General features: G+C 62.7%; 25 protein-coding genes and 1 tRNA gene. 9 read left to right on the plus strand and 17 right to left on the minus strand.

The genetic code is table 11. From position 1 onward, the window contains the following. Nucleotides 1-5: 5 nt before the first annotated feature. The 6 genes from F3W81_RS18440 to F3W81_RS18465 all read right to left on the minus strand — a co-directional run bounded on the left by F3W81_RS18440 (nt 6) and on the right by F3W81_RS18465 (nt 6,590). Entirely contained in the window at nt 6-1,382 is a 1,377-nt protein-coding gene (locus F3W81_RS18440) for an aldehyde dehydrogenase family protein (protein ID WP_193080886.1), read from the minus strand. A 2-nt stretch (nt 1,383-1,384) separates the two neighbouring features. Beyond that, a complete protein-coding gene (locus tag F3W81_RS18445; RefSeq protein ID WP_193080887.1) occupies nt 1,385-2,743 on the minus strand; it encodes a glutamine synthetase family protein in 1,359 nt (452 codons plus the stop codon). A 78-nt stretch (nt 2,744-2,821) separates the two neighbouring features. Further along, nucleotides 2,822-3,868, minus strand: coding sequence for a TRAP transporter substrate-binding protein (locus F3W81_RS18450; RefSeq protein WP_193080888.1), 1,047 nt, complete (start codon nt 3,866-3,868; stop codon nt 2,822-2,824). A gap of 55 nt (nt 3,869-3,923) precedes the next feature. Further along, nucleotides 3,924-5,249: a TRAP transporter large permease gene (locus tag F3W81_RS18455; RefSeq protein WP_193080889.1), complete on the minus strand. Its 1,326-nt coding sequence runs from the start codon at nt 5,247-5,249 to the stop codon at nt 3,924-3,926. A 1-nt stretch (nt 5,250) separates the two neighbouring features. Then, nucleotides 5,251-5,844 carry a TRAP transporter small permease subunit gene (locus tag F3W81_RS18460; protein ID WP_193080890.1) on the minus strand — a complete coding sequence of 198 codons (594 nt, stop codon included), beginning with the start codon at nt 5,842-5,844 and terminating at the stop codon, nt 5,251-5,253. After that, nucleotides 5,841-6,590, minus strand: a complete 750-nt coding sequence (locus F3W81_RS18465) for an N-formylglutamate amidohydrolase (protein ID WP_319022274.1) — start codon at nt 6,588-6,590, stop codon at nt 5,841-5,843. Before F3W81_RS18465 ends, F3W81_RS18460 begins: the two co-directional genes overlap by 4 nt. 153 nt (nt 6,591-6,743) lie before the next feature. Between F3W81_RS18465 and F3W81_RS18470 the strand changes: the two genes are divergently transcribed. Next, on the plus strand, nt 6,744-7,622 hold the full coding sequence (locus tag F3W81_RS18470; protein ID WP_226941743.1) for a MurR/RpiR family transcriptional regulator: 879 nt from the start codon (nt 6,744-6,746) through the stop codon (nt 7,620-7,622). A gap of 3 nt (nt 7,623-7,625) precedes the next feature. Here the strand turns inward: F3W81_RS18470 and aroQ are convergent, their stop codons facing one another. The 8 genes from aroQ to F3W81_RS18510 all read right to left on the minus strand — a co-directional run bounded on the left by aroQ (nt 7,626) and on the right by F3W81_RS18510 (nt 15,794). Further along, nucleotides 7,626-8,066, minus strand: a complete 441-nt coding sequence (aroQ, locus tag F3W81_RS18475; RefSeq protein WP_193080893.1) for a type II 3-dehydroquinate dehydratase — start codon at nt 8,064-8,066, stop codon at nt 7,626-7,628. Nucleotides 8,067-8,128: 62 nt separating this feature from the next. Continuing rightward, on the minus strand, nt 8,129-10,078 hold the full coding sequence (locus tag F3W81_RS18480; protein ID WP_193080894.1) for a sulfotransferase: 1,950 nt from the start codon (nt 10,076-10,078) through the stop codon (nt 8,129-8,131). A 139-nt stretch (nt 10,079-10,217) separates the two neighbouring features. Beyond that, nucleotides 10,218-11,150 (minus strand): AEC family transporter, encoded by a 933-nt coding sequence (locus F3W81_RS18485; RefSeq protein WP_193080895.1) that lies wholly within the window; start codon nt 11,148-11,150, stop codon nt 10,218-10,220. An 18-nt stretch (nt 11,151-11,168) separates the two neighbouring features. Further along, complete coding sequence (locus F3W81_RS18490; protein ID WP_193080896.1) at nt 11,169-11,966, minus strand: MBL fold metallo-hydrolase; 798 nt, start codon at nt 11,964-11,966, stop codon at nt 11,169-11,171. After that, complete coding sequence (locus tag F3W81_RS18495) at nt 11,966-12,772, minus strand: TatD family hydrolase (RefSeq protein ID WP_193080898.1); 807 nt, start codon at nt 12,770-12,772, stop codon at nt 11,966-11,968. Before F3W81_RS18495 ends, F3W81_RS18490 begins: the two co-directional genes overlap by 1 nt. A 48-nt stretch (nt 12,773-12,820) precedes the next feature. After that, nucleotides 12,821-13,951, minus strand: a complete 1,131-nt coding sequence (locus F3W81_RS18500) for a DNA polymerase III subunit delta' (RefSeq protein ID WP_193080899.1) — start codon at nt 13,949-13,951, stop codon at nt 12,821-12,823. After that, a complete protein-coding gene (tmk, locus tag F3W81_RS18505; protein WP_193080900.1) occupies nt 13,948-14,583 on the minus strand; it encodes a dTMP kinase in 636 nt (211 codons plus the stop codon). The genes F3W81_RS18500 and tmk overlap by 4 nt, the downstream gene beginning before the upstream one ends. Nucleotides 14,584-14,585: 2 nt before the next feature. Continuing rightward, nucleotides 14,586-15,794 carry a D-alanyl-D-alanine carboxypeptidase family protein gene (locus tag F3W81_RS18510; protein WP_407692451.1) on the minus strand — a complete coding sequence of 403 codons (1,209 nt, stop codon included), beginning with the start codon at nt 15,792-15,794 and terminating at the stop codon, nt 14,586-14,588. 357 nt (nt 15,795-16,151) lie between these two features. Here F3W81_RS18510 and F3W81_RS18515 point away from each other — a divergent pair. From F3W81_RS18515 to F3W81_RS18540, 6 genes are all read left to right on the plus strand, one after another. Then, a tRNA-Ser gene (locus F3W81_RS18515) sits at nt 16,152-16,241 on the plus strand. A gap of 705 nt (nt 16,242-16,946) precedes the next feature. Further along, nucleotides 16,947-17,234: a topoisomerase DNA-binding C4 zinc finger domain-containing protein gene (locus F3W81_RS18520; protein ID WP_226941997.1), complete on the plus strand. Its 288-nt coding sequence runs from the start codon at nt 16,947-16,949 to the stop codon at nt 17,232-17,234. Between the two features lie 109 nt (nt 17,235-17,343). After that, complete coding sequence (locus F3W81_RS18525) at nt 17,344-17,901, plus strand: hypothetical protein (RefSeq protein ID WP_193080902.1); 558 nt, start codon at nt 17,344-17,346, stop codon at nt 17,899-17,901. A 616-nt stretch (nt 17,902-18,517) separates the two neighbouring features. After that, on the plus strand, nt 18,518-18,769 hold the full coding sequence (locus F3W81_RS18530; RefSeq protein WP_193080903.1) for a hypothetical protein: 252 nt from the start codon (nt 18,518-18,520) through the stop codon (nt 18,767-18,769). A 136-nt stretch (nt 18,770-18,905) separates the two neighbouring features. Then, nucleotides 18,906-19,139 (plus strand): inositol monophosphatase family protein, encoded by a 234-nt coding sequence (locus F3W81_RS21205; protein WP_407692452.1) that lies wholly within the window; start codon nt 18,906-18,908, stop codon nt 19,137-19,139. Between the two features lie 420 nt (nt 19,140-19,559). Further along, nucleotides 19,560-20,102: an AAA family ATPase gene (locus F3W81_RS18540; protein ID WP_193080904.1), complete on the plus strand. Its 543-nt coding sequence runs from the start codon at nt 19,560-19,562 to the stop codon at nt 20,100-20,102. Between the two features lie 281 nt (nt 20,103-20,383). Here F3W81_RS18540 and F3W81_RS18545 read toward each other — a convergent pair whose 3' ends face one another. Together F3W81_RS18545 and F3W81_RS18550 are read right to left on the minus strand one after the other, a co-directional pair. Next, the gene (locus F3W81_RS18545) at nt 20,384-20,737 is read right to left on the minus strand and encodes a VOC family protein (RefSeq protein ID WP_193080905.1); all 354 of its coding nucleotides are present in this window, start codon (nt 20,735-20,737) and stop codon (nt 20,384-20,386) included. A gap of 155 nt (nt 20,738-20,892) precedes the next feature. Then, entirely contained in the window at nt 20,893-21,783 is an 891-nt protein-coding gene (locus tag F3W81_RS18550; protein ID WP_226941744.1) for a hypothetical protein, read from the minus strand. A gap of 331 nt (nt 21,784-22,114) precedes the next feature. On the opposite strand from F3W81_RS18550, the gene F3W81_RS18555 reads away from it, so the two are divergent. Beyond that, entirely contained in the window at nt 22,115-22,921 is an 807-nt protein-coding gene (locus F3W81_RS18555; protein ID WP_193080906.1) for a nucleotidyltransferase domain-containing protein, read from the plus strand. Between the two features lie 274 nt (nt 22,922-23,195). On the opposite strand, the gene F3W81_RS18560 is transcribed toward F3W81_RS18555, so the two are convergent. Next, nucleotides 23,196-24,425 carry an MFS transporter gene (locus tag F3W81_RS18560; RefSeq protein WP_226941745.1) on the minus strand — a complete coding sequence of 410 codons (1,230 nt, stop codon included), beginning with the start codon at nt 24,423-24,425 and terminating at the stop codon, nt 23,196-23,198. A 70-nt stretch (nt 24,426-24,495) separates the two neighbouring features. Between F3W81_RS18560 and F3W81_RS18565 the strand changes: the two genes are divergently transcribed. Beyond that, nucleotides 24,496-24,927, plus strand: coding sequence for a helix-turn-helix domain-containing protein (locus F3W81_RS18565; RefSeq protein WP_193080907.1), 432 nt, complete (start codon nt 24,496-24,498; stop codon nt 24,925-24,927). The last annotated feature ends 128 nt before the right edge of the window (nt 24,928-25,055 follow it).

A 25,055-nucleotide genomic window follows, 5' to 3' on the forward strand; every position in this document is an offset into this window, starting at 1 on the left:
TTCTCTCAGGATTTGCGGTAGTGGTGCGACTTGGGACGCGTCAGGGCCAGGAAGCCGAGCGCCGAGAGGCCCGCGCCATGCCCGGTGTCCTTGCAGCCCGTCCAGCAGAGCGCCGGGTCGAGGTAGTCACAGCGGTTCATGAAGACGGTGCCGGTTTCCAGCTGCGGCGCGATATAATCCATCGCGGCGGCGTCCTTGGTGTAGATCGCGGTGGTCAGGCCGTACTTGCAATCGTTCATCATGGCGATCGCCTGATCGTCGTCGGAGACGGACATGATGCCAACCACGGGGCCAAAGCTCTCCTCGACCATGACGTCCATCTCGTGATTGACGTTGGTCAGGATCTGCGGCGTCAGGTAGGCCCCGCCATCATCGGCCTCCATCTCCTCGATATGGGCGACAGCGCCTTGCGTGACGGCCGAGGCGATCTGCGCGCGAACGGTGGCGGCGAAGCGTTCATTGGCCATCGGGCCGATGGTGGTTTCGGGGTCCAGCGGGTTGCCGAGGCGCAGGGCCTTGACCCAGGCGACGGCTTTTTCGACGAAGGCGTCATAGAGGCTCTCGTGGACATAAATCCGCTCGATCCCGCAGCAGCACTGACCGGCGTTGAACATCGCGCCGTCCATCAAGCCGTCGACGGCGGCGTCAAGATCGGCATCGGCGCGCACATAGCCCGGGTCCTTGCCACCAAGCTCGGTGGCGACGGGGGTGAAGGTGCCTGCGGCTGCGTGCTCCATCGCCTGACCGCCGGCGACGGAGCCGGTGAAGTTGACGAAATCGAAGGCGCGGGCGGCGATCAGGTTCGAGGTGGTCTCGTGATCCAGCACGAGGTTCTGGAAGACGTCCTCGGGCAGGCCAGCGGCCTCGAACGCCTCGGCCAGATGCTCACCCACCTTGAGGGTCTGAGAGGCGTGTTTCAGCACCACCACGTTGCCCGCGATCAGGGCGGGGGCGATGGTGTTGATCGCCGTCATGTAGGGATAGTTCCAGGGCGCGACGACCAGCACGACGCCGTGGGGTTCACGGGTGATCATGCGGGTGAAGGCGGCGCTGTCCTCGATCACCATGGGGGCGAGGGTCGTTTCGGCGATGTCGGCCATATAGCCCGCGCGTTCGTTGAAGCCGCCGAATTCGCCGCCATAGCGGATCGGGCGGCCCATCTGATGCGCCAGCTCGGTGGTCATGCGGTCGGTCTGCTGGCCGATGATGGCGACAGCGGCACGCACCAGTTCGATACGCTCGGCCATCGGGCGCGCGGCCCAGTCGAATTGCGCGGCGCGGGCGTTGTCGACGGCCATGCCTGCGGCGGCGGGGTCCATGACCTCGCGCTCAAGATAGACAGACCCGTCGATGGGCGAGATGAGTTTAACGGTCTTGGACATGCTCAGGCTCTTTCAAATCCGCGTTGCAGTTCCCAGTCGGTGACGACTGCGTCATAGGCTTCCTGTTCCCAGTCGGCGGCGCGGGCGTAGTGGTCGACCACGTCATCGCCGAAGGTGTCGCGCAGGAAGGTCGAGGTGTTCAGTGTCTCGCGTGCGGCGCGCAAGGTCGAGGGCACCTCGGGCATCTTGCCCTGTTCGTAGATGTCACCTGTAATCGGCGCGTCAAGGGTCAGCCCGTCTTCGATGCCCTTGATACCTGCGGCCAGTTGCACGGCCATGGCGAGGTAGGGGTTCAGGTCCGAGCCGCCAATCCGGCACTCCATCCGAACGGATTTGGAATTCGCGCCGCAGAGGCGGAAGCCCGCGGTGCGGTTGTCCACCGACCAGACCGATTTCGTGGGCGCAAAGCTGCCCGCCTGAAAGCGTTTGTAGGAGTTGATATTGGGCGCGAGGAAGTAGGTGTAATCGGGGGCGTATTTGATCAGGCCCGCGCAGTAGCTTTTCATCATCGACGACATGCCGAGGTCGTCTTCGGGGTCATAGAAGGCGTTCTTGCCCTCGGCCCACATCGACTGGTGCACATGCGAGGAGCTGCCGACGCGGTCGCGGTGCCATTTCGGCAGGAACGACGCGGCATGCCCCTTCATCAGCGCGATGTCCTTGATCGCGAGCTTGGCGATGGTGTGGTAATCGGCGCAGGCCAGAGCCTCGGCGTATTTGATGTTCAGCTCTTCCTGACCGGCCTCGGCCTCGCCCTTGGAGTTCTCGATGGGGATGCCGGCGGCGTAGAGGGCGTTGCGCACCGGGCGCATCACGACCTCATCACGCAGGGTCAGCTGCATCGAGTAGTCGGCGTTATGCGGCGCGAGGGTTTCCAGCGCAGTGAAGCCGGATTTGCGGATCTCGTCATAGCTCTTCTCGAACAGGAAGAACTCAAGCTCGGTCGCCATCATGGGGGTCAGGCCCATCTCGGACAGGCGGGCGATCTGGCCCTGCAGCATGGCGCGGGGCGAATGGGCGACGGGGGCGTGGTGGTGATCCAGCACATCGCAGAGCACCATGGCCGTGCCCTCGATCCACGGCACGGGGCGCAGGGTGGAGAGGTCTGGCTGCATGATGTAGTCGCCGTATCCCGCCTGCCAGCTGGTCGATTTGTAGCCATCGACCGTGTACATTTCCAGGTCGGTGGCCAGCAGGTAGTTGCAGCAGTGGCTTTCGGACCATGCGCTGTCGACGAAGTGGGCGGCGTGAAAGCGTTTGCCCATCAGGCGGCCCTGCATGTCCACGATGCAGGCCAGAACCGTGTCGATGGTGCCGTCTGCGACCTGTTGTTTCAAAGCGTCGAATGTCAGTTGTGCCATGGCGTCTTTCTTCCTGCCTTTCAGCATAAGGGGGCGACCCTGAGGCCGCCCCTGAGAGATGTTTTGCGGCGAACCCTATCAGAAGGTGTAGGGCGGGCCTGCTTTGGACACGACGTCGTTGTAGTCGCGGAAGATCTTGACGATCTTGGCCGCGGTTTCGCCTTCTTCGGCCATCTCGTCCCAGAACTTGACGGCGGCGTCTTCGACGGTCTTCCATTCGTCCTGCGGGATCGAGGTGAGTTCGAGCTTGTCGCCCTGCGCGCGCAGACGCGCTTCGCCGCCCCAATACCACTGGTTGCGGTAGGTGTGGCTGGCCTCGATCGCGGAGGAGACGATGACCTTGAGGTGTTCCGGCAGATCGGCCCAGCGTTGCTGGTTGACGAAGAACGACCCGATCCAGGCGCCGGAGATGTTGTTGGTCAGGAAGTAGTTGGTCACGTCTGCCCAGCCGACGGTGTAATCTTCAGTGATGCCGGACCATGCCATGCCGTCGAGTTCACCGGTTTGCACGGCGACCTGTGCATCCTCGTAAGGAATGTTCACCGGAACGACGCCAAACTGCGACAGGAAGCGGCCAGCGGTCGGGAAGGTATAGAGCTTGAGCCCGTCCATGTCGGCCAGCGAGGTGATCGGCTTGACGGTGTTGAAGTTACAGGGGTCTTGCCCGGCGGCGGAGAGCCACTTGACGCCGACCTTGGCGTATTCTTCTTCCCAGATCTCGGCCAGGCCGTACTGGTTGAACAGCACGGGGACGTCGAGGGAATGCTTGGTCGCCAGCGGGAAATATCCGCCGAAGTTGCGCACCGGGGTGGGCGAGGCCATCGAGTCATCGTCCGAGTGCACACCGTCGAGGGTGCCGCGTTGCAGGGCCTGAAACAGCTCGCCCGTGGGGACGATCTGGTCGGCGTAGTAAAGCTCAATCTCAAGCTCGCCTTGTGCGGCGGCGTTGATCGCGTCGATGGCGGGTTTGGTGACTTCCTGACCGAGGGCCGAGCCGGCGTAGGTCTGGAAGCGCCACTTGATCGCCTCTTGTGCGCGCAGGATGCCGGGGGCGGCGAGGGCAGCGGGCGCGGCCATGGCGGCGCCCCTCAGAAAGGACCGTCTGTTGGTTGGTTTGGTGGTCATGTGATAACTCCCATGTTGCGGTTGTAGGCGCCCTGCTTGGGCAGGGTTCTTGTGGTTAATTCGCGTAGACCATGTTCGGCAGCCATGTGGCGATGCCCGGAAAGACCATGACGACGATCAGCGCCAGGATCATCACGGCGACGAACGGGAAGATCGACCCGTAGATGTCGCGCAGGGTGATTTCCGGCGGCGCCATGGCGCGCATCAGGAACAGGTTATAGCCGAAGGGCGGGGTCATGTAGGCAATCTGGCAGGTGATCGTATAAAGCACGCCGTACCAGACCAGATCGAAGCCGAGCGCGCCGACAAGCGGCACATAAAGCGGCGCCACGATCACCAGCATCGCGGTGTCGTCCAGAAAACTGCCCATGATCAGGAAGCTGAGCTGCATCAGGATCAGGATGACCCATGGGCTGAGGCCAAGCTGTTCGGTGAACAGGCTTTCGATCGCCTTGACCGCGCCGAGGCCGTCGAAGACCGCACCGAAGGCCAGCGCCGCGAGGATGATCCACATGAACATGCAGGAGATAGCGAGGGTCTGGCGGGTGGCGGTTTCGAACACGCGCCAGCTCATCCGGCCTTTCAGCAGGGCGGCGACGAAGGCGGCGAGGGCGCCGATGGCCGAGGCTTCGACCAGCGAGGTGTAGCCCATCACGAAGGGCACCATCATCACCATGAAGATACCCAGCGGCAGGGTACCGGCCCAGAGCAGGCGCATCTTTTCGCGCCGCGGGATGTCGCGTTCCTCGGCGCTGAGGGCGGGGCCGAGCGAGGGGTTCAGGGCGCAGCGGATGACGATGTAGAGGATGAACATCCCCGCCATCAGGAAGCCCGGGCCGATGCCCGCCAGCCAAAGCTGGCCGACCGGCTGACGCGCGATCATGGCATAAAGCACCAGCACGACCGAGGGTGGCACGAGGATGCCGAGCGACGATCCCGCCTGAATGACACCGGTGACCATCTTCTTGTCGTAGCCGCGTTTCAGCAGCTCCGGCAGGGCGATGGTGGAGCCGATGGCCATGCCCGCGACAGAAAGGCCGTTCATCGCCGAGACGAGGACCATCAACCCGATGGTGCCGATGGCGAGGCCGCCGCGAATGCCGCCCATCCAGACGTGGAACATGCGATAGAGGTCGTCGGCAATCTTGCTCTCGGACAGCACGTAGCCCATGAAGACGAACATGGGCAGCGTCAGCATCGGATACCATTTCATCAGCTTCATCAGCGCGCCGTAGCCGAGGTCGAAGCCACCCTTGTCGCCCCAGAGGCAGAGCGCGGCGACGACGGCGACAAAGCCGATGGCGCCAAAGACCCGCTGGCCGGTCAGCAGCATCAGCATCATCGAGCTGAACATCAGCAGGGCGATCAGTTCATATGACATATCAGACCGCTTCCCCGCGTATGCGCAGGATATCCTTGAAGAATTCCGACAGCACCTGCAGCAGCATCAGAAACAGCCCGATGCAGGTGATCAGCTTGATCGGCCACATGATGGGCCGCCATGAGGAGGAGGAGACCTCGATATAGCCCAGGACCTCAGACGCCGCGTCGGGGCCGCCGGTGACAAAGGCACCGATCAGCCTGGCGAAGAAGCTGAAGGGCGAGCCCATGAAATTGCCGAGCGAATAGGCGAGGGAGGCGAGGCCGCCCCAGATCAGCACCCCGAGGTAGAAGATCAGGCAGAACACGGTCAGCGCGTCGAGGCAGGCTTTCCTGTGGTCCGAAAGCTCGGCGTAGAACAGGTCCATCCGGACGTTGCTGCCGAGCTGGATCGAGTAGGGCCCGCCGAGGATGTAGTAGGCGACCATGACGAACTGCGCGGTTTCCAGCGTCCACATGGCGGGGGAGTAGAAGACCTTGGAGACGGTGGACCACAGCAGGATGCCCATCAGGCCGAAGAGGGCGAACATCATCACCCGCCCGAGGCCGTAGTTGAACAGGTCGACAAAGCGGATGTAGCCGCGCATCAGTCTCATGCTGCACCGCCCCGTGACAGGTGTTTCTCGGCGCAGCGTGTCGCCAGTTGCGCCAGCGACCGGCTGAGCGCACCGCAGAGCTGTTCGGCGACGGCCGCGACGGAGGCAGCATCGGCCAGCAGGTCGTTGCGCACCTCGATCATGACGTTCAGGCGGCCGCGGGGAATGGCGTGGGTGGCCAGCGTGTGCGTGACGCCGTCGGTGGCGGAATAGGGGGCGTTGAGCTCGGCTTTCAGAGGTCCGCTCCAGTTTTTCATCATCGCCGTGGCGAGGCGGGCGTCGCTGTCGTGCAGCAGGCCGATTTCGGTGCTGCGCGGCGTGCCGTGCCAGACGGGGGTGAAGGAATGCACCGTGACAACCGCGCCGCCGTGACGTTCCAGCACCGCCGACAGGGCGGTCTGGAAGGGGCGGTAGATTGCGTCGGTGCGGGCGGCGCGCTGGGCGGGGGTGAGGGCGTGGTTGCCCGGCACCTCGACCACTTCGCTGCGTTCGGGCATGGCGGTGGGCGCTTCGGGCGGGCGGTTGCAGTCGTAGACGAGGCGCGAGATACGGCCCGCCACCAGCGGCGCATGCAGGCGTTCGGACATCGCCAGCGCGAGGTCCAGCGCGCCGGGATCCCAAGCGGCATGGCTGAGGCGATCGGCCTGCGACAGCCCCAGACCGTCCAGCGAAACCGGGATCGTGGCGCTGGCATGTTCGCAGACCAGCACGACCGGGCCGGTGCCGCAGGGGTTTGTCACCGCCACCGCAGGGCCTTCATCTTGGTTAAGAATTTGTGAGTCACTGCCTGTCATGGCCGCAGAAGAGAACGGCACCGGGGTCGAAGTCAACGCATTTTTGTAGACATGGCTACAGAGCGCGAATATTTTGTAACCAATCAGACAAGGGGAGTGCAGAACGTGGCAGAGGCAGGCGCAAAGCAGGTCAAGGCGCTGATACTGGCGGCCACGACGCGCCTGACGGCCAGCGAAAAACGGGTCGGAGAGGTGATCCTGAAGGACTATCCGATGGCGGGGATGCAGTCGGTCACCAAGCTGGCAGAGCTGGCCTCGGTCTCGACCCCGACCGTTATACGCATGGCGCGCAAGCTGGGTTTTGAGGGGTTTCCAGAACTCCAGAACGCTCTGCGCAGTGAGGTGGCCGAGCGCATCAAGGCACCGTCGCTGAAGCGGGACGCGCGCTCCGCCGCGAGCGAGGGCGAGGGGCATGTGCTGCATCGCTTTACCGAGGCCGTCATCCGCAATCTGACCGGCTCGCTGGAGCGGCTGGACCCGGTGGTCTTTGACCGGGTGGCAGATTTGCTGGCCGATACCTCTCGCCCTGCCTATTTCGTGGGCGGCCGGATCACGCGGGCGAATGCCAGTTATTTTCACAATCACATCCAGATCATCCGCGCCAACGTCACGCTGCTGAGCCAGACGCCGAACGTCTGGCCGCATTACCTGCTGGATATGGACGCGCGCTCGGTCCTGATCGTGTTCGACATCCGCCGGTACGAGAAGGATTTGCAGAAGCTGGCGGAGCTGGCGCAGGAACGCGGCGCGACGGTGGTGCTGTTCACCGATCAGTGGGGCTCGCCCATCGCGCAGGTGGCAGAGAACGTCTTTAACCTGCAGGTCGAGGCGCCGTCGAACTGGGACAGCACCATCGCCATCATGGCGGTGGTCGAGGCGCTGATCGCCGAGGTGCAGGCCAAGCGCTGGGATGACACGCAAGGCCGGCTGCAGGAACTCGAGTCGATGTTTTCCACCACGCGGGTGTTTCGCAACTTTACCTGAGGGCTACTGCGCCAGCAGCGTGCCGAGGCGGCGCAGGGCGAGGGTATAGCCCTCGGTCCCGAAGCCCGCGATCACACCATCGGCGCGCAGCGAGACATAGGAGTGATGGCGGAAGCTTTCGCGCTTGTGGACGTTGGAGATATGCACCTCGAACACCGGCCCCTCGAAGGTGTTGAGCGCATCCAGAATCGCGACGGAGGTATGGGTGAAGGCACCGGGGTTGATCACGATGCCAGCGGCAGTTTCGCGCGCGGCGTGGATGCAATCGATGATGCCGCCCTCGTGGTTGGACTGGAAGAAGGCGCAGGTCAGGCCGAGGGTTTCGCCCAGGGTCGTGCAGGCCGAGGCGACATCCTCAAGCGTTTCGTGGCCATAGATCTCGGGCTGGCGTTTGCCGAGCAGGTTGAGGTTGGGACCGTTGATGATCTGGATCAGCTGCGCCATTGCGCCCTCCTCTGGCGAATACGTTCACCGACTGTGTAGTGCGGGGGGGCGGGCTTGACCAGTCAGTCGCGCAGCAGGGCGGTGCGGGCGGCGGTGTCGTTGAAGGTGAGGCCAAGGGCGGCGCAGGTCGCCTCAAGCGCGGTGAAGTCGCCGCGGGCGATGGCGTCGGCATCGGCGGTGAGGACCTGCGCGCCGCTCTCGGCCAAGGTCTGCAGGCGGTCGTCATAGGCGGCGCAGAAGGGCTGCCAGAACTCGGTGCTGGTGGAGTGGCGGCGCATGAAGCTGGCACTGGCGAGCGAGGTCAGCACATCGGCGCGGGTGCGGCGGACGATCAGCCACGTGGCGCCGGGAAAGGCGCGGGCGAACATCGGCCAGAGCAGGGTGAGCTTGGGGTCCTTGAAAGCCCAGGGGGTGGTGCCGTCGTAGCCCTCATCGCGGATGGCGGTGATCAGGCGGTGGGCAAGGTCGGGACAGGGCGGCAGCGCCTCGGTTCTGGGCAGAGGCATGACGCCGCGCGGATCGACCCCAAGCGCGCGCAGGATGCCCTTGAGGTGGGTGTCGCGCAGCCGCCGGTTCTCGTAGTAGCCCTGCGGGTTGTCGGCGTTGCCGGGGATCGTCTGCCCCAGCCAGAGGCCCTGCGCAGCCAGCAGGCGCATTACCATCGAGGTGCCGGAACGCGGCAGGCCGCAGACGAACAGAGGACGCTCGGGCGCGGGCCGCTGCAGGTTCGGCGCGGGCAGCGCGACCGGCGGGCGCTGGTTCCAGTTTGCCGTGGCTTGCGTGATCCAATGGCCAAGGGCGCGGGCCGAGAGGTCGGGTTTCGGCAGGGTCTCTGCGCTGGCAAAGACCGTTGCCGCGTCGCGTTCCGGCCCCCAGTACCAATGCGCGGTGCGGTTCATGATTGCCAGCAGTGGCACGCCGGAAAACCCCGCCATGTGCCAGTTGGCACTGTCGACCGAGATCACCCCGGCGAGGGGGCGGATCATGTCGATGGTCGCGACCGGGTTGCGGGTGAGGTCGGCCATAGGCACGGCGCAGCGGCCATCGGCGATCAGCAGGGCGCGCTCTTCGTCGGTCAGGTCGAACTGCAGGGCGAGGTAGCGCGCGCCGCGTGGCAGCATGTCGAGCAGGAAGGGCAGGGGGATGTGACGCTCCTCCCGCCGGTTCTGGCCGGAGCCGCCGCGCCAGCACAGGCCAAAGACCGGGCCGTCGAAGGCATGGCGCGTGGGGGTGTCGAGCGTCACGCTGAGGGCGACGCGGCCCGTGCGGCGATAGGTGCGGGCGATGAAATCAGCCGCCAGATGCGCGGCAGGCGGGGGTGTCGTGTCGGGCAGCTTGTCGGCGGGGACAAAGCGCGCCTGTGGGAAATAGCGCTGGATCAGGGGCGCGTATTTGGCAAGGCCGGTGAAGGTGGAACGGGCATGTGCGCCCTCGGCCCGGATATGGGCGAGGTGGAACAGCACATCGCCGAGGCCCTGTTCTAGCACGATCAGGGGCGCATCCTCGGCAGGATCGGCCGACAGGGGCGCGTGGGCGACGCGGGCGGGCAGCACGCGGGGGAAGTTGATCGCGCCATGTCGGTGGGCATAGAGGGCCAGGCCCAGAGAATAGCGGCGGGCCCAGATCTCGTGCAGGCCGGCGGAGGTGCGGAAATCGGCCAGCTCGCGCGCGCCGTTGCTGGGGGATTTGCGCAGACGGCGGGCGGTGGCGGGATCGCGCAGGCGCAGCGACAGCCGATAGCGCATCGGCGTCCAGAGCGCGGGCGGCAGGCTGGCGTTGAGCAGACGTGCCGCGGCAAGATCGCCCTGTTGAAACAGCGCACAGCCAAGCTGGAGGTATTGCAGCGCCTCGCGCTCCGGCTTTGGCATGTGCTCTAGATCTGGCGCGGCCAGCAGGGGCGCGATCACCTGCCAGCATTTCGAGATCTGGCCGACGGTGAAATGGGCGCGGGCCGTGTCGATCGGGCCGGTCAGGGGGCTGGGGCGAGTGGTCTGTGCTGTTGCGCCGGTCATTGCGCTTGGTGACGGCAGAGGGGGATGATCTGCATCTCGCGGCTCCCGGGGGGGGCGCAGCGCGTGCGCGCTGCAACTGGCACAGGCCTATGCCCTCGGAGGGGTGTCGCGCAAGGCGTTGGCTCGATTTGTCGCTATCCTAGGGCAGGACGCTGAGCCAGAACCAGACGGTGAACAGGCAGACCCCCGTTGCGATCAGCAGCGACGAGGCGGCAGAGCGTTTGCCGCGATCATAGAGGTTTGCGAAGACGTAGGTGTTGATCCCCGGCGCAACCGAGGCGGTCAGCACGGCGGAGCGGAAGGCGTCGCGATCCAGCCCGCCGAGGCTGCCGAAGATCCATGTCAGGGCCGGATGCACCATCAGGGTGATCAGGCAGATCATGCCGATCAGGCGCCAGTCGCCCTCAAGCTTGTATTGCACCAGCACGCCACCGACGGCGAACAGCGCGCTCGGCAGGGCGGCGCGGGCGATCATGTCCAGCGCCTCGGCCACGGGGGCAGGGATGTAGAGGTGCGTGAGGTTGACGATGAAGCCGAGGAACAGCGCCACCACCAGCGGGTTCGACAGGATCTGGCGGATGATCCGGCGGATCAGCGACAGCACGGGCAGGCCGGTGCCGCCGGCGCGGACATACTCCATCGAGACGATGCCGATGACATAGCAGATCGGCGCGTGGACCGAGATGATGGCGAAGTTGGCGCCAAGGGCGTCGGGGCCGAAGGCGCGTTCGGTGATCGGCACGCCCAGCATCATCGAGTTCGAGAACAGGCAGCAGAACCCGATGACGACGCTGTCCTGCGCATCGCGCCCCAGCAAACGCGCGCCCACCAGCCCCAGCACGAAGCAGATGATGGCGGCGGTATAAAAGCTGATCAGCAGCGGCGCGTGAAACTGTGCGCCGATGTCGAAGGTGCTGATGGCGCGGAACAGCAGACAGGGAAAGGCGAAGTTCTGCGTGAAGGAGAGCAATCCCTCGACCGCCGACATTTTCAGCAGGCGCATCCGCGTCGTGACGTAGCCCGCGCCGATGATCAGGAAGACCGGCAGGACAATGTTGAAAAGCGCGCTCATCCCCGGCGCGCCGGGGCGTCAGATCTCATAGGTGATCTGCATGCCGTCAAAAGCGGGGGTGATATGGGCGGGGGTCTCGGCCTCGAGCGTGTCATAGTCGAGGTCGATGTGCATGTTGGTCAGCACGGCGCGTTCGGGGGCGGCGCGCTCGATCCATTGCAGGGACTGCTCCAGATGAGAATGCGTCGGGTGCGGCGTGCGGCGCAGGGTGTCGAGGATCCAGCAGTCGAGGCCAGCGCAGGCCTCCCACGCCTCATCGCTCATTTCGGCGACGTCGGGCAGGTAGGCGAGGTCGCGCACCCGAAAGCCGAGCGCGTCGATGGAGCCGTGGTTGACCCGGAAGGGTAGCAGGGTGATCGCGCCACCGGCCCCATCGATGGTGAAGGCGCCCGCGATCGTCTGCATGTCGAGGATCGGCGGATAGGGAGAGCCCTCTGGCTGCTCGAAGGCATAGCCGAAGCGGGCAAACAGCGCCTCTTGCGTGTCGTCATCTGCCCAGACGGGCAGGCGCTTGCGGGTGTTGAAAACAATCTGGCGCAGGTCGTCGATGCCATGCACGTGGTCGGCGTGGGAATGGGTGTAGGCGACGGCGTCGAGCGCACCGATCCCGGCATCGAGCAGCTGCGCGCGCATGTCGGGCGAGGTGTCGACCAGCACGCGGGTGGTGCCGCCCTCGCGTTCCTGTTCGATCAGGATGGAGCAGCGGCGGCGGGCGTTCTTGGGGTTCGTCGGGTCGCAATCGCCCCAGTGCCCGCCGAGGCGTGGCACCCCACCGGAGGAGCCGCAGCCGAGGATGGTGATACGCAGCGTGCCCATCAGGCGGCCTCCTGCCAGTTTGCCGCCTTGGCGAAGAGGCGGTCGAAGTTGGCCTGCGTCTGGGCGGCGAAATCGGCGTAGTCGAGGCCGAAGACCTCGGCCCCGACGCGGGCGGTATGGGCGGTGAAGGCGGGCTCGTTACGCTTGCCGCGATGCGGCGGCGGCGCGAGGTAGGGGCTGTCGGTCTCCACGAGGATCCGCTCGATCGGGGCTGCGGCGAAGATCTCGCGCAGGTCTTTTGAGCGGGGGAAGGCCGAGATGCCGGACATCGAGAGGTAAAAGCCGAGGTTCAGCGCCGCTTCGGCCAGTGCGGCGGTCGAGGAGAAGCAGTGCATGACGCAGCCGAAGGCGCCGTTGGCGTGTTCCTCGGCCAAGATACGCGCCATGTCGTCATCGGCATCGCGGGCGTGGATCACCAACGGCAGGCCGGTGGCATGGGCGGCGGCGCAGTGGATGCGCAGGCTGTCCTGCTGCGCGGCGGCGCTTTCGGCGGTGTAGTGGTAATCGAGGCCGGTTTCGCCGATGGCGACGAATTTCGGGTGCCTGGACATCTCGACCAGCTGGTCGAAGGTGGCCATGGGCTCTTCGGCGACCGACATCGGGTGGGTCGCGGCGGCGTAGAAGACGGGGGCGTGGGCCTCGGCAATGGCGCGCACGGCGGGTTCGTTCTTCAGCTTGGTGCAGATCGAGACCATGCGCGTCACCCCGGCCTCGGCGGCGCGGGCGATGACCTGATCCAGTTCGCCTGCGAAATCGGGGAAGTCCAGGTGGCAATGGCTGTCGGTGATCTGCGGCGTATGGGTCATGTCTGTCCTGCTTGGTGGTTTCGCCGGACGGCCCCTGATCTGGGACGCCTAACCTCCGGCAGCGGCTTTCTGCAGCCTGAAAACCGTATCTAGGATGAGTGCGGCAGGGTCAAGGTTGACGGCCAGCCCGTGACGCAGACGCGCCCCGATCTCTTGCGCCTGTGCTGCCCAAAGACGCGCCGAGGCGGGATCCGGGGCCAGACGCATCAGCACCTCGGCTTCGCCCTTGGCCGCTTCGGGCAGGGGCGGCTGGCCGGTGGCGCCGGTTTTCGCCAGTCGCGCAAGCGCCTGATCCAGCAGGGCGACCATCAGGGCGCGGCGTTCTTCGGCTCCGCGCATTGCCGCCGCTTCGGCCAGCGCCTGCGCGCGGGTCCGGTCCAGCCGGGGCAGTGAGCCGAGGATGGCGATCCATTCGGCATAGAGCGCGAGGCCGTTGAGGTTGGCCAGACGCACCGCCGCCCCGACCGAGCCTTCGGCAAGGGCTGCCATCTGGTCGGGCGCGTCGGTCTGCACCCCGGCCTGATCGAGGGCCTGCTGCATCTGATCGGGTTCCAGCGGTTTCAGCCGCAGCACCCGACAGCGCGACCGGATCGTCGGCAAAAGGCCCGAGGGCTGGTGCGTGACCAGCAGCAGCGTGGTGCGGGCGGGGGGCTCTTCCAGCAGTTTCAGCAGGGCGTTGGCGGCGGAGGTGTTCAGCTCGTCCGCGGCATCGACGATGACGACGCGACGGCCGCCATCGGCCGACGATAGCGAGAAGAAGCCCTTGAGCTTGCGCGCTTCGTCGACGGTGATCTGGTCTTTCAGTCGTTTGGTCTTGTCGTTGTAGCCGCGCCGCAGCACGAACAGCCCTTGTTCGGAGCCTGCCGCCATGCGCCTGCGGAGGGGGTGATCTGGCGCGATGTCGAGGGTGTCTGCGTGGGGCGCATGCTCCAGCTCGCCGAACATCCCGCCGGCGATCGGCAGCGGCGTTGCCAGAAGGAAGCGCGCGATGGACCATGCCAGCGTGGCCTTGCCCGAGCCACGCGGGCCGGTGATCATCCAGCCGTGGTGCAGGCGCTCGGAGTTGTAGGCCTCAAGAAACTCCTGCTCGGCACCCTGCTGCCCGATCAGGCGGAGGGTGTCGCGCGGATGCGGCGCGCCATCGACGACGTCGGGTTCTGGAAGGGTGTCGTCGCTCATACTTGTGCCGGTCCGAAAAGCTCGGGCAGGCGGGCGTGCAGGCGGGCCGCGACCTCAGCTGCCGTGCCGGTGCCGTCGATGGTGCGAAAGCGGTCGGGCGCTGCGGCGGCGAGGGCGAGGAAGCCCTTGCGCATGGCTTTTTGCAGATCGGCGCCGAAGCCCTCGAACCGTTCCTCGGAGCCTTTGCGCGACAGGGCGCGGGACAGGCCGACCTCGGGGTCCATGTCGATCAGCACGGTGATGTCGGGTTCGCGGCCGATCATCAGGCTGTGCAGCTGGTCCACGGTGTCGCGCAAATCGCCGCGCGATAGGCCCTGATAGACGCGGGTGCTGTCGGCAAAGCGATCACAGATCACCACGGCGCCGCGCGCCAGAGCGGGCTGGATCGTGCGCTCCAGATGGTCGCGGCGGGCGGCGGTGAACAACAGGATCTCGGTCTCGGCAGACCAGCGGTCGGGTTCGCCTTGCAGGACCAGCGCGCGGATCTCCTCGGCGCCCGGCGATCCGCCGGGTTCACGGGTCAGCACGACGTCGCGCCCCAGATCCCGCAGGGCAGCGGCCAGCTGCCGCGCCTGCGTGGATTTGCCGGAGCCGTCGATGCCCTCAAAGGACAGGAACAGGCCGTTGGTCATGCTCAGGAGGTGGCCCCGGTGGTGGCTTCGGGCGTCGCGGCCTCTTCAGGACCTTCGTTCATGCGGCGCATCAGGTAACGCGCGGCGCTTTGCACCTTGGTCATGAAACCGCCGTAGGAGACTTCTTCTGCGGCGACCAGAGGAACGCGCATTTCGGGCAGGCCCTCGGGCTTCATCACCAGCTGGCCGATCTCCTGGCCGGCCGCGATCGGCGCGGCGAGGGGGCTGTTGTAGACCACTTCGGAGGGGATGCCCTGCTGCGACAGGAAGGGCACCAGCGTCACCAGATCCTGCGCCACGGTCAGGCCGACATCGGGTTTGCTGCCCTGAAAGACGGAGGCGCGGGTCACGACGGTGCCCTTCGGAATCACGGTGCTTTCCTTGAACTGGCGAAAGGCCCAGTTGACGATGGAGCGGCTTTCCTCAGCCCGGGCCTGCACGGACTCAAGACCCGAGACGACGAAGACGACGCGACGGCCATCCTGCTTGGCGCTGCCGACCAGACCATAGCCTGCCTCGGCGGTATGGCCGGTTTTCAGGCCATCGGCGCCGATGCCCAGACCCAGCAGCGGGTTGCGGTTGTGCACGTTCTGCGGCGCGCGCCCGTCAAAGGCGTATTCGGTTTCCGAAAACAGCGGGTAGAAGTCGGGGAAATCCTTGATGATATGGGTCGCGAGCAGCCCCAGATCGCGCACCGACATGCGCTGGTTGTCGTCGGGCCAGCCGTTGGAATTGGCGAAGGTCGAGTTGGTCATCCCGAGCTCCTGCGCGCGCTTGGTCATGAAGCGGGCGAACCCGGCCTCGGTGCCATCGGGAGAGAGCGCCTCGGCGATCACGGCGCAGGCGTCATTGCCCGAAAGCACGATGATGCCCTGCAGCAGATCCTGCACTTTTACGTGATCGGTGGTGTCGAGGAACATGGTCGAGCCGCCGTAGTCCATCGCATGCTGCGAGACGGGCAGTTCCTCGTCCATGCGCAGGCGGCCATCGCGGATCGCCTCGAAAGCGACATAGAGGGTCATCAGTTTCGACATCGACGCCGGCGGGATCGGCTTGTCCGCATCCTTGGCGAGAAGAACCGTTCCCGTCGTGATATCAACGATATAGGCCGCGCGGGCACTGGTATCGAAGGCCTGTGCCGGCAGGGTGGAGAGCGCCAGACAGGCGGCGGCAAGAACGCCCATCACAGGGCGCAGAGAGGACAGCTGCATGGACGATTCACTCCTGCTTGGTATTTCGGGTGCGGGCCTGATGAGCGGCGCGCGCGGTTTTTCTTAGCATAACCGGCCCGGTTCGTAACCGCATAGGCGCGAGAAAAACCAGCCTGCCGTCCGTTTTTGGCAGGCTTGCGCGTTTGCTTGCCGCCCGGAGTGGCCGGTTCGCCGGGCAGGGGCCTGTGGAGGGGCCTGTTTGCTTAAGTGGAGGGCAGGGGAGGCGCGGTCCTCTCGCTGGTCTGGCGTCGCAGAGGGCCGTTCATCGCGGTTTGCGACCGGGTGTATCTTTCATTGGTGCCAAGTGCGCCGAACCACTTTCAGAATCAGATCCCTGCCGTTAAACGCCATCCAGCCGGAGGAGTGGCAGAGTGGTCTAATGCACCGGTCTTGAAAACCGGCGTGCGTGAGAGCGTACCGTGGGTTCGAATCCCACCTCCTCCGCCACTATACCTCATAAAATCTTGTTTTATTGGGGAAATTTGCAAGGCAGATTCTCCTACGTGTCATCCGGAGTGTATTGCCGAAAACGCTTGAAAGCGCTTCCTGACAGAACTGGTGAGTCCGGGGATGCCGGACGCTTCGACCCGCGCCGGGTCTCATAGAGCGCGCGTTCCGCGCATCATCATTTCTTCTATCCGCCCAGCATCCGCGACCGTCCCGTTCAAGGGGCGAGCGCCGCGCTGTGCGCGTCGGTTACATCGGGGCCCGTGTCCTCGCCTCCGGCTGCGGGCCGCACCAGCCCCGCCTTACCCCCTTGATCGAGCCGTTCGCGGTCGCGGGTCGGGCTGCGCCCTCCCCCCCCCTCTGCCCCGCCGAAATCACGGGGTTTTCGCCGGAGCAGTTGGTGGAGACGCCGCCCAGAGGCGGAGGGGGCAAGGAGAGCCATTCCAACACGCCGAAGAACGGCGGATCATGTATGTAGCAATGACCCGCGCACGCTCAACCGTCACGCTGCTGGCGTCTGAAGCCGAGCCCTCATGCTTCGTTCGGGAACTGGTTGCCGATACGGAGTACGGTCTAGCGACTTCGGCCGGGTCGATGGCCGCTCATGTTCCTTGAAGCGAATGCGGTGGACGCTTGCTTCCAGTGCCCGCCGGGGATGGCCAAGTATGGTATCGATGTGAGCACAATCTCATGTGCAGCAATTACATGCCCGCCTGCAGTCAATGCGGGATTGGGATTCCCACGGTTTCGGGGGCTTCGGGTATCCTCGAGTGCTCACATTGCGGCGTCAGCCACCATGAATGCCCGAAGTGTTCCGATGGGTGGCTTGTCGAGAGGCATGGACCCTACGGCGATTTCTTCGGCTGCATTCGCTATCCGGATTGCACAGGAAAGGCCTCTATGTCTGAAATCCTCTCACGCGAGACGGGACAAATTGAGGGGGTGGACGACATTGAGCAGGCCGCTACGAGGCCAAGTGCGAGATCAAGATGACATCGTGAACAAGCAATTCAGCTCGTCAAATTGCCCGCGACGCCGAGACAAGGGTTGATTTCCAACCGGCCTCGGACAAACAAGAGCAGAAATAGAGAAAGGAAAATCAGTGTTTGGCCTTTTCAAGAAGGAAGCCCAGAGCAAGCTTCGCGTCATGGGGCACGATTTGGAAGTCGTTTCGATAACTCGAGACGGGAAAATACTTTTCACTGGAGAAGCGGCCCGAAAGTTTCCCAAAGACCACTTTGAGGGCACCATCATGGAAGTCGCGTTCGTCTGTAAATCCGGTAGCCCATACTTCGCCTATTACACCTGTCCGGACTATTACGTTGCTGTTGCGGCTCCTGGTGGCTCCGCGTCCTTTGGTGGACCTTTTGAAACTGAGAAATTTAGATCGGCAGTCTCGCAAGCCATCGGGGCTTTTCTGGTCAAGTGTTTGAAGGACACTCTGAAGATCGACGCCGGCCGGGAAATTGTGTCATTCAGCCATAACCGTGCCCACACAAACGTGCTTGCTTACATCTCTTCGATCGGTAGTTGGGCCCCAATCCAACACAATGATGCAGAAGGTGATGACGCTTCCGAAAGAAAGGCTGCCGCCGTGGATAGTGGGCACGTGAAACTGTCAGAGGTAATCGCAGTAAACGAACTTTCTCCGTCAGCGTAATGGTGGTGTACTATCCCATTCCCGCACGCGAGCTTTCGTCAACGGGCCTGAAACGTCGGGCCTGGGTCAAACACGGTGTCAGCCATGCTGCGCGTCAAGTTCATCGATGTGACGCGCAGCGAATTACAGCTTTCCCGCCCTTCGCGGCGGTGCTTGGTTGGACGCTGCGTTGGGCACGAATGTCGGGGAGGGGCTGGGAGCGGTCATTAGACGGTTTTCGCACGAACGGCAGCTTGGGGCCGTTCCAGGCACACTGGATTGAAGATTTCACCTTCCTCACAATGTCGCTAGAAAAGGTGCCGTGGAGAAACTGGATGGGGCTTGAATCGTGACAAAGAACTGGACCGCGATAAAGGGAGCGTTGTCGGGATTTTCCAGGGTACAGCTCGTGGGCCTCGTCCAGGACCTGTATCGCGCCGACCCGAAGAACTAGGATTTTCTGCACGCAAGATTCCTCGTCTCGGATGGGTGCACCGACCTTTCGCCCTACAAGAAGCGGATCAAGGCAGCCATCAATCCAAGCCGGTGGGATGCACCCATCAAATACCGCGACGCCCGACGCGCCATATCCGATTACAACAAGGCTAGGGGACAGCTCGGCGAAACGCTGGAGCTGATGTTCTACTACATCAAATGCGGCAATGAGGTCACGCTGGAGTTCGGTGATATGGATGAGACCTTCTATAACAGCATGGGGTCCATGTTTGGCGCGATCGTGGAGAAGATATCCGTGCAAGCCGATCCGGAACTGACGACAACTTGGCTGGATCGGCTGGAGAAAGAATATCAACGCGTTGTCGATACCGGCTGGGGCTATGGTGACGAACTTGCAGGCTACCTTGAAGACCTCAGGTCTTCGCAAACATAGTTCCTATCCGGTCCGGTCAGTGCAGCGTCAACAGCGTCTACTCAGTACGACACAGATTTGTCCACCGCCCTGATTTGCGCCTGCCCTCGGCGGCACCTACCGGCTGCCCGGCGCTGGCGCGCTGACACTTGCGCATATGGCTGCAGGGCGCCTTGATGGCTTCTGGGAGGCGCAGATCTACCCTTGGGACGTGGCGGCCGGTATTGTCCTGGTGCGCGAGGCTGGCGGGTTGCTCACGCCCTTTGGTGAAGACCGCGGCTGGTCTGGAGCTGCCCCGCTCATGGCCCTTGCGCCTGCCCTGAAAGAGATCCTGTCCACCAGCTTGCCCGGGGCCTCGTGCTGGACAGGACCGCTGCAGGGGCTGAGGTGATGACGAAGCCAAGGCGGCCTAGACAAATTGTCGAGGGCCAGAGTAGCCGCTGGAGCTAGCGATGACCTGTGCACGCCGCGGGAGTTTGGATTAAGACCTGCGCATCAGGACGCCGCGCGCTCAATTTCGCGCCATCGGCAGGGTCAGACGACTGGCCGTGTCCGACGATGATCCAAGAGATCGATGCAGGCCCCATGAAGGGCAGGTTGGCCTTCAGCGCTCTTCGAGAAACGGGTCCGCTTGCTGTCCGGACTGCGGTCAGAATTTTGTGCTGGAAGTGGAAATCTACCACGGTAACGGCGGGTCGTGGAGTAAATCCACGCCCCTTGAAGCGCCATCAGTGGCGCGGCCTCTCGGGGCGGGGCAAAGCGGCCGTTGTCTGCGCTCTGGCAGACTGGGATAACGTCGGAGGAGAACCCAATGCGGGGCAATATTGCCAAGAGGCATGTCATTCTGTCGGGATGTTCAGGCGGGGGAAAGTCGACGCTCCTGGCCGAACTGAAACGGCGGGGCTACGAGACTGTGGAAGAGCCGGGCCGCAGGATCGTCGCGCAGGAGATGCACGGTCAGGGAAGGGCGCTTCCGTGGGTCGATCTGGAACTGTTCGCCAGCCGCGCCATCGAGATGGCGTCCTTTGACCGGGCGCGCGTCGAGGACGCGAACGGCTGGGTCTTCTTCGACCGTGGGCTTGTCGATGCGGCCGTGGCACTGGAGCACGCGGCGGGTGTGCCCGTCGCGAAAACCCTCACGGGGCTGGATCGCTTTCACCACCAAGTCTTCCTGACCCCGCCATGGCCAGAAATCTATCGATCTGACGGCGAACGACAGCTGAATCTGGTGGAAGGCATCGCCGAATATCATCGGCTGTTCGATGCTTTCGAGGGGCTTCGATATGATCCGGTCATATTGCCGAAGGTCGATGTCGAGGCGCGGGCGGATTACCTCCTGGAGCGACTTAGTTGATCGCATCGGTTCGAACCCTGCTCGCGGCAGCACAGCGGGGCGCCATCGGTCCAAAGCTGCTTCGGCGAACACTGCAACAGGCCGCGGGCAGCTCTTTCGAGACCTTCGTGCCGAGCGTAGCATGAAGCAGTGCTCGGGCATGAGGTCGGAGAACGGACCTTCGCTGCGCCCGCAAACTAGAATAAGGAAGCCGAACAAAGCGGCCGCTCGGGGCCGCCGCACAATATTTTTCGGGGTGCATCTGCAGCGAAGGTCGGCAGTAAGCCCAGAGTGACCGCTGTTCAGCCGGGGTGAGACAGAATGTTCAGCAACTTCCCCGAAGGATCACGAAGATAAAAGCGGCGGACGCCCCACGGTTCGTCAGTGAGATCATAGACAATATCGTGACCAAGCATTTTCGCTCGCGAGAATGCCGCGTCGACGTCATCTACCTCAAGTGAAAGATCTGGCACGGGTGTTCCTGAACCACCCTCCGTAGCTATACTTATTTGGACCGCTGCTATCTGAACGGATGCCAATGTTACAATCCATCCATGATCCATGATGACTTCTAGCCCAAACAGATCAGTGTAGAATTTTTGAACTTCAGCGACCGATGCCACATCAATGTTTGCGACTATGCGTCGAATGGTCATGGCCAGATAACTCCTGTGCTTATAGCGGTAGAATAGCTTGTCAGCGATCGGCAGAAAAGTCCGCAGTGCCGCCGCTCGCCCTCCGGTTTGACGCTGATTTCGTTTGCAAGTGCAGCGAAGGTCGGCAGTGAGCCCAGAGTTACTTGTAAGCGATGCTACAATTGGACGTGTATATGATCATCGTGGCGTGCTGCGCGACACCCCTGAAATCTGACCTTTGGGTTTTTAGCGCCGAACCTTTCTCTCAGATGCGGTTCGATAAAGATTTTTCCCACGCGATCGTCTGCGCCAAGCAACTGCAGGGCCTCTCTCATCCTTAGGGGGTCAAGTCTGTAGTCAGGCCAAAGGCCTTGTAGCCAGGTCAAATTCCACCGCAACGTGATCGTATTATCGGGACAATCGGTTGGCCCGTCCTCGAACGCGAAATAGCCAACAGGCGTTTTAGATACACCGGGCAAATAGCCCTCGTCGCTCTCATAGTAAAAAGCAAGATCGGCTTTTCTCCCATCATCATGTGAAAGATGTGGAAGCAAAGGAAAGCCAGAAAAATATGGAAAGTTGGCATCCAAGACACGCGTCTCTGTTCCTGGGTATTGGCGCTCCATTCGGGAGGCAAAGTCGATCAAAACTTCATGAAGCTCTGGAGTAACGTATTGCCTGTTCAGAGCACAATACAGCTTGGACTGCATCTGAATCACCTCTCCCGAGGTGCAGGGGATTGGTTCACGTCCCATCATCGGCGCAACCCAAAGGGCCGTCAGTGATAGTGTGAAGTAGGTGGCCGCGAAAACAACGGTTCTCTGCTTGGAACACAGGGCCATCAACCAAGCCAGCCCGCCAACTTGCGAAATGATGGTCAGTGAAACGAAGATGAAGACGTGAAATAGAACCCTAAGCATGTTTTCAACTTGCCGCAGATTCCCAGCATTGAACAGACGACAAACGAAGGTTCGGTTTGTCCCGCTCAGCAGACCTCCGACCATCCGATTTCGCTGCACGATGTCATGAAGGGCGGGTTCGGGGAAGCTGCGCCGCAGCGAGGCCAAACCTCTCGAATGTCCGCATTGGGCCGGGAGCGACGCCGCGCGAGGGGCAGCCAGGCGCTTGGCCCTGCGGCGCAGCGAAGGTCCGCAAGGAGCCGATACTGTTGAAAAACTCCTGCTACTTCTCAGCAGTAGTCTAAAGTTGGAACTTTGTTCCTATCGATACTGAACAGGGGCTCATCTCCGGCATCCACCTTCAGAAAAGGGAACGTTGTTCCTTCTAACGCAGCCGCGCAGACCCACCGGCGAGTTTTTCAACAGTATCAGCCCAAATTGACCGAGAACACCGTCATGGTATGGTCCCAAAAATTATACTACGGAAAAGGTGCTGCACATGGACCATGCGAAGGCTATCGAAGCGATTAAAGACGCTACAATCAACATTCCGGGCATCCGGGCTTTGTTCCTGAGTGGCAGCTACGGAAATGGGATGGCTGATGAATACAGCGACATTGATTTTGTCTTGGTTGCCAGTGAAGGTGCGACAGACGCTGTTGCAAAAATTTGGCGAGAGGCAGTTGAACGAACTGGCGACATCGTTCTTTGGTGGGATCGGAAGACTGTTCCCGTTCTTATCAACGCTATCACCGAAGACTGGACCCGCACGGACGTCATGATTTTGAAGCCTGAGCAAATGGGAACGCAGATACAGAGCAGCTTAAAACCTCTTTTTGACCACGATGATATTTATGATGGATTGGCAGAAACAGCCAAGAATATCGGCCCAAACCTGCCGAAAGCCAAGCATCAGTTTGAGGAATTCATCAGGATACTTGGCTTGTTACATCTTGCAGCGGGCCGTGAAGAATACATCAATGGTGTTTTGGGGGTGTTCCATCTGCGCAACCTTTTAGTCGAGCTGATGATTGAAGAAACAAACGCCCCAAATCGCGGTGGGGTTCTTCATCTTAATCGGCTTATCACTGACGAACAGAAGGCCGTTCTTACGTCACTTCCACCTGCTGTTTCTAGTCGCGAAGCGATGATATCGGCTCATCTGGCCTATGCAAAAGCTTATTTGCCTCGTGCGCGAAAGAGGGCACTGCAAATTGGTGTGGAATGGCCCGAACGTTTCGAGACAGTAACTTGGGCAAAGCTCCGCGAAACCTTGTCGATTAAACGTCCATACAACCCTGATTGATAATGCTATCTCAGGTCAGCAAAGTCCGTTCAGCTGACCTTGCACCCCCGCGAGGGTTTGCAAGCGCGGCGAACGGCAGCTTTGACGGGCCGCGCTGCAGCATTCTGATCCAGGGATGAATGACGGCAATGGGCCGGGAGCGACGGCGCACCTAGTGCAACCACGCGTGTGCCTCCTGCTGCGCCGCCGTATGACCGCTTCGAGCCCGCGTTGACCGATGCTGCGGCGCGCGTGAACGGCGGCTTTGACGCCCCGCTGGGGGAGCTGTTTGCCGTCAGACGTGATCCGGCTCGAGACGGCGTAGGAACCGCAACGCGACCAAGATCGACAGTCCGCCGAGCAGGAACGTGATCTGCAAGCCATCGGTCACCGCAGCGGAGGGAGCATCCTCAATGGCGGCACTTCCGACTCCGGCTGAGAAAATGGCTCCCATGACGGACGCTCCGGATATGAGGCCGATGTTGCGTGACAGGTTAAGCAGGCCCGACACCGCGCCACGCTGGTCTGCGGACACATCTGCCATCACCATCATGGTATTGGCGGATTGGAACATCTGGTATCCCGGCGTCAGGATCGCGATTGCCGCGATGTAGCCGACGACGCCGAAAGTCGCGGGCAGCACCGACAGCGAAAGTGTTCCGGCGGCAAGGGTTCCCAGCCCGATCGTCAGAACCCGCCGACTCCCCCAGCTATCGACCAATCGACCCGACGGGACGCCGGTGCAGATCGAGAGGACCGGCCCCACCGACATCACCAGACCGACAACCGCCTCTTCCAGGTGGAGCGCGAAGGCGAGGTAGAACGGCCCGAGCACCAATGTGGCCATCATAATATTCGCCACCAGTAAATTAACCGCCAAGCCGGGAAAGACGCCATTCTTGCCAAGAGCGGACAAACTCAATCGCGGCGTTTTCCCGACCGGCGAGACAGCTGGCAGGAGCCGCAAAACCAATCCGGCGGCCAGCAGACCGACCGGAGCAAGTACAAGGAAGATCGCAGGCCATCCGATCCAATCGATCAGCACGCCGCCGAGAGACGGGCCGAGCGCAGTGCCCACCGCCGACATCGTACCGAGCAATCCCATGGTCCGTCCGACACGCTCGGTCCCGACAGTCTCTCGCACAAGTGCGATGGTGAGCGTCATCAAAAACGCTGCGCCGATCCCCTGAAGCGCCCGTGCAGCAACCAGCATCCACAGGCTGGATGCCAGACCGCACAGCGCGGATGCCAGCGAGAACAGAACCAAACCGAGCACGAGCATCCGTTGCCGACCGAAAACGTCCCCGAGGCGCCCGGCGATCACAACGAAAAGCGTGATCGACACCAAATAGGCGATCACAACCCACTGCACCCAATGAAACGGCACGTCGAAGGCCAATGCGAGCGTCGGGAGTGCGATATTGGCGATGCTGGTTCCCAGCGAGGCCAGCACCATGGATAGCGAAAGACAGAGCATCACTCCACGCCGCGCAGCCTTTAGCTCCGATGTTTCGAGAGTCTTCATCTGTTTCCTCCACTTGCGAGAATCGCTACAGGAAGGCACCTTACGAATTGAAGCCAACTTGAGGTCAAGCATGAGACTGCTCGATATCGGCGAGGTGTCGCGACAGGCCGGTGTCCCGGCATCGGCGCTGCGGTATTACGAGGAGATTGGTCTGATATCTTCGGTCGCTCGACGCGGGCTGAGGCGCCAGTTCGAACCCGATGTCCTGTTGCAGCTTGCGCTGATCTCGATGGGGAAAGCGGCGGGCTTCTCGCTTGGGGACATCTCGGCAATGTTCGGTCGAGACGGCAAGCCCGATCTGCCCAGGAAGGACATGCATGACCGTGCAAATGAACTTGATCGGCAAATTTTAGAGCTGACCGCGCTGCGCGATACCCTGCGCCATGTGGCCGACTGCCCGGCTCCGTCCCACATGGAGTGTCCAACGTTCATGCGACTCGTCGACCTGGCTGGAAAACGGCGACGAAAAGGGATCAAGGTGCGTTTAAAGACGTTGGATTAGTCGGAACAGATGCCCGCTTTGTCCGCACTGCGGACCTCAGGGCCTTGGACGATGCCGCGCAGAGCCATAAAGGTCCGCTATTGGGACGTCGCGCTGCGGCGATGGCCATCCTGGCGAACGGCAGGTCA

It is taken from the genome of Pseudooceanicola spongiae, from assembly GCF_014899185.1.
Classification (GTDB): Bacteria; Pseudomonadota; Alphaproteobacteria; order Rhodobacterales; family Rhodobacteraceae; genus Pseudooceanicola; species Pseudooceanicola spongiae.

Excerpts from the sequence above, each read along its gene's own strand:
- F3W81_RS18485 (WP_193080895.1), bottom strand. The coding sequence starts at position 11,150 with ATGAGCGCGCTTTTCAACATTGTCCTGCCGGTCTTCCTGATCATCGGC.
- aroQ (WP_193080893.1), bottom strand. The coding sequence starts at position 8,066 with ATGGCGCAGCTGATCCAGATCATCAACGGTCCCAACCTCAACCTGCTC.
- F3W81_RS18540 (WP_193080904.1), top strand. The coding sequence starts at position 19,560 with ATGCGGGGCAATATTGCCAAGAGGCATGTCATTCTGTCGGGATGTTCA.
- F3W81_RS18530 (WP_193080903.1), top strand. The coding sequence starts at position 18,518 with ATGTTCTACTACATCAAATGCGGCAATGAGGTCACGCTGGAGTTCGGT.
- F3W81_RS18500 (WP_193080899.1), bottom strand. The coding sequence starts at position 13,951 with ATGAGCGACGACACCCTTCCAGAACCCGACGTCGTCGATGGCGCGCCG.
- F3W81_RS18460 (WP_193080890.1), bottom strand. The coding sequence starts at position 5,844 with ATGAGACTGATGCGCGGCTACATCCGCTTTGTCGACCTGTTCAACTAC.
- F3W81_RS18510 (WP_407692451.1), bottom strand. The coding sequence starts at position 15,794 with ATGCAGCTGTCCTCTCTGCGCCCTGTGATGGGCGTTCTTGCCGCCGCC.
- F3W81_RS18480 (WP_193080894.1), bottom strand. The coding sequence starts at position 10,078 with ATGACCGGCGCAACAGCACAGACCACTCGCCCCAGCCCCCTGACCGGC.
- F3W81_RS21205 (WP_407692452.1), top strand. The coding sequence starts at position 18,906 with ATGGCTGCAGGGCGCCTTGATGGCTTCTGGGAGGCGCAGATCTACCCT.
- F3W81_RS18445 (WP_193080887.1), bottom strand. The coding sequence starts at position 2,743 with ATGGCACAACTGACATTCGACGCTTTGAAACAACAGGTCGCAGACGGC.
- F3W81_RS18440 (WP_193080886.1), bottom strand. The coding sequence starts at position 1,382 with ATGTCCAAGACCGTTAAACTCATCTCGCCCATCGACGGGTCTGTCTAT.
- F3W81_RS18565 (WP_193080907.1), top strand. The coding sequence starts at position 24,496 with ATGAGACTGCTCGATATCGGCGAGGTGTCGCGACAGGCCGGTGTCCCG.
- F3W81_RS18545 (WP_193080905.1), bottom strand. The coding sequence starts at position 20,737 with ATGACCATTCGACGCATAGTCGCAAACATTGATGTGGCATCGGTCGCT.
- F3W81_RS18560 (WP_226941745.1), bottom strand. The coding sequence starts at position 24,425 with ATGAAGACTCTCGAAACATCGGAGCTAAAGGCTGCGCGGCGTGGAGTG.
- F3W81_RS18450 (WP_193080888.1), bottom strand. The coding sequence starts at position 3,868 with ATGACCACCAAACCAACCAACAGACGGTCCTTTCTGAGGGGCGCCGCC.
- F3W81_RS18520 (WP_226941997.1), top strand. The coding sequence starts at position 16,947 with ATGCCCGCCTGCAGTCAATGCGGGATTGGGATTCCCACGGTTTCGGGG.
- F3W81_RS18490 (WP_193080896.1), bottom strand. The coding sequence starts at position 11,966 with ATGGGCACGCTGCGTATCACCATCCTCGGCTGCGGCTCCTCCGGTGGG.
- F3W81_RS18555 (WP_193080906.1), top strand. The coding sequence starts at position 22,115 with ATGGACCATGCGAAGGCTATCGAAGCGATTAAAGACGCTACAATCAAC.
- F3W81_RS18495 (WP_193080898.1), bottom strand. The coding sequence starts at position 12,772 with ATGACCCATACGCCGCAGATCACCGACAGCCATTGCCACCTGGACTTC.
- tmk (WP_193080900.1), bottom strand. The coding sequence starts at position 14,583 with ATGACCAACGGCCTGTTCCTGTCCTTTGAGGGCATCGACGGCTCCGGC.
- F3W81_RS18455 (WP_193080889.1), bottom strand. The coding sequence starts at position 5,249 with ATGTCATATGAACTGATCGCCCTGCTGATGTTCAGCTCGATGATGCTG.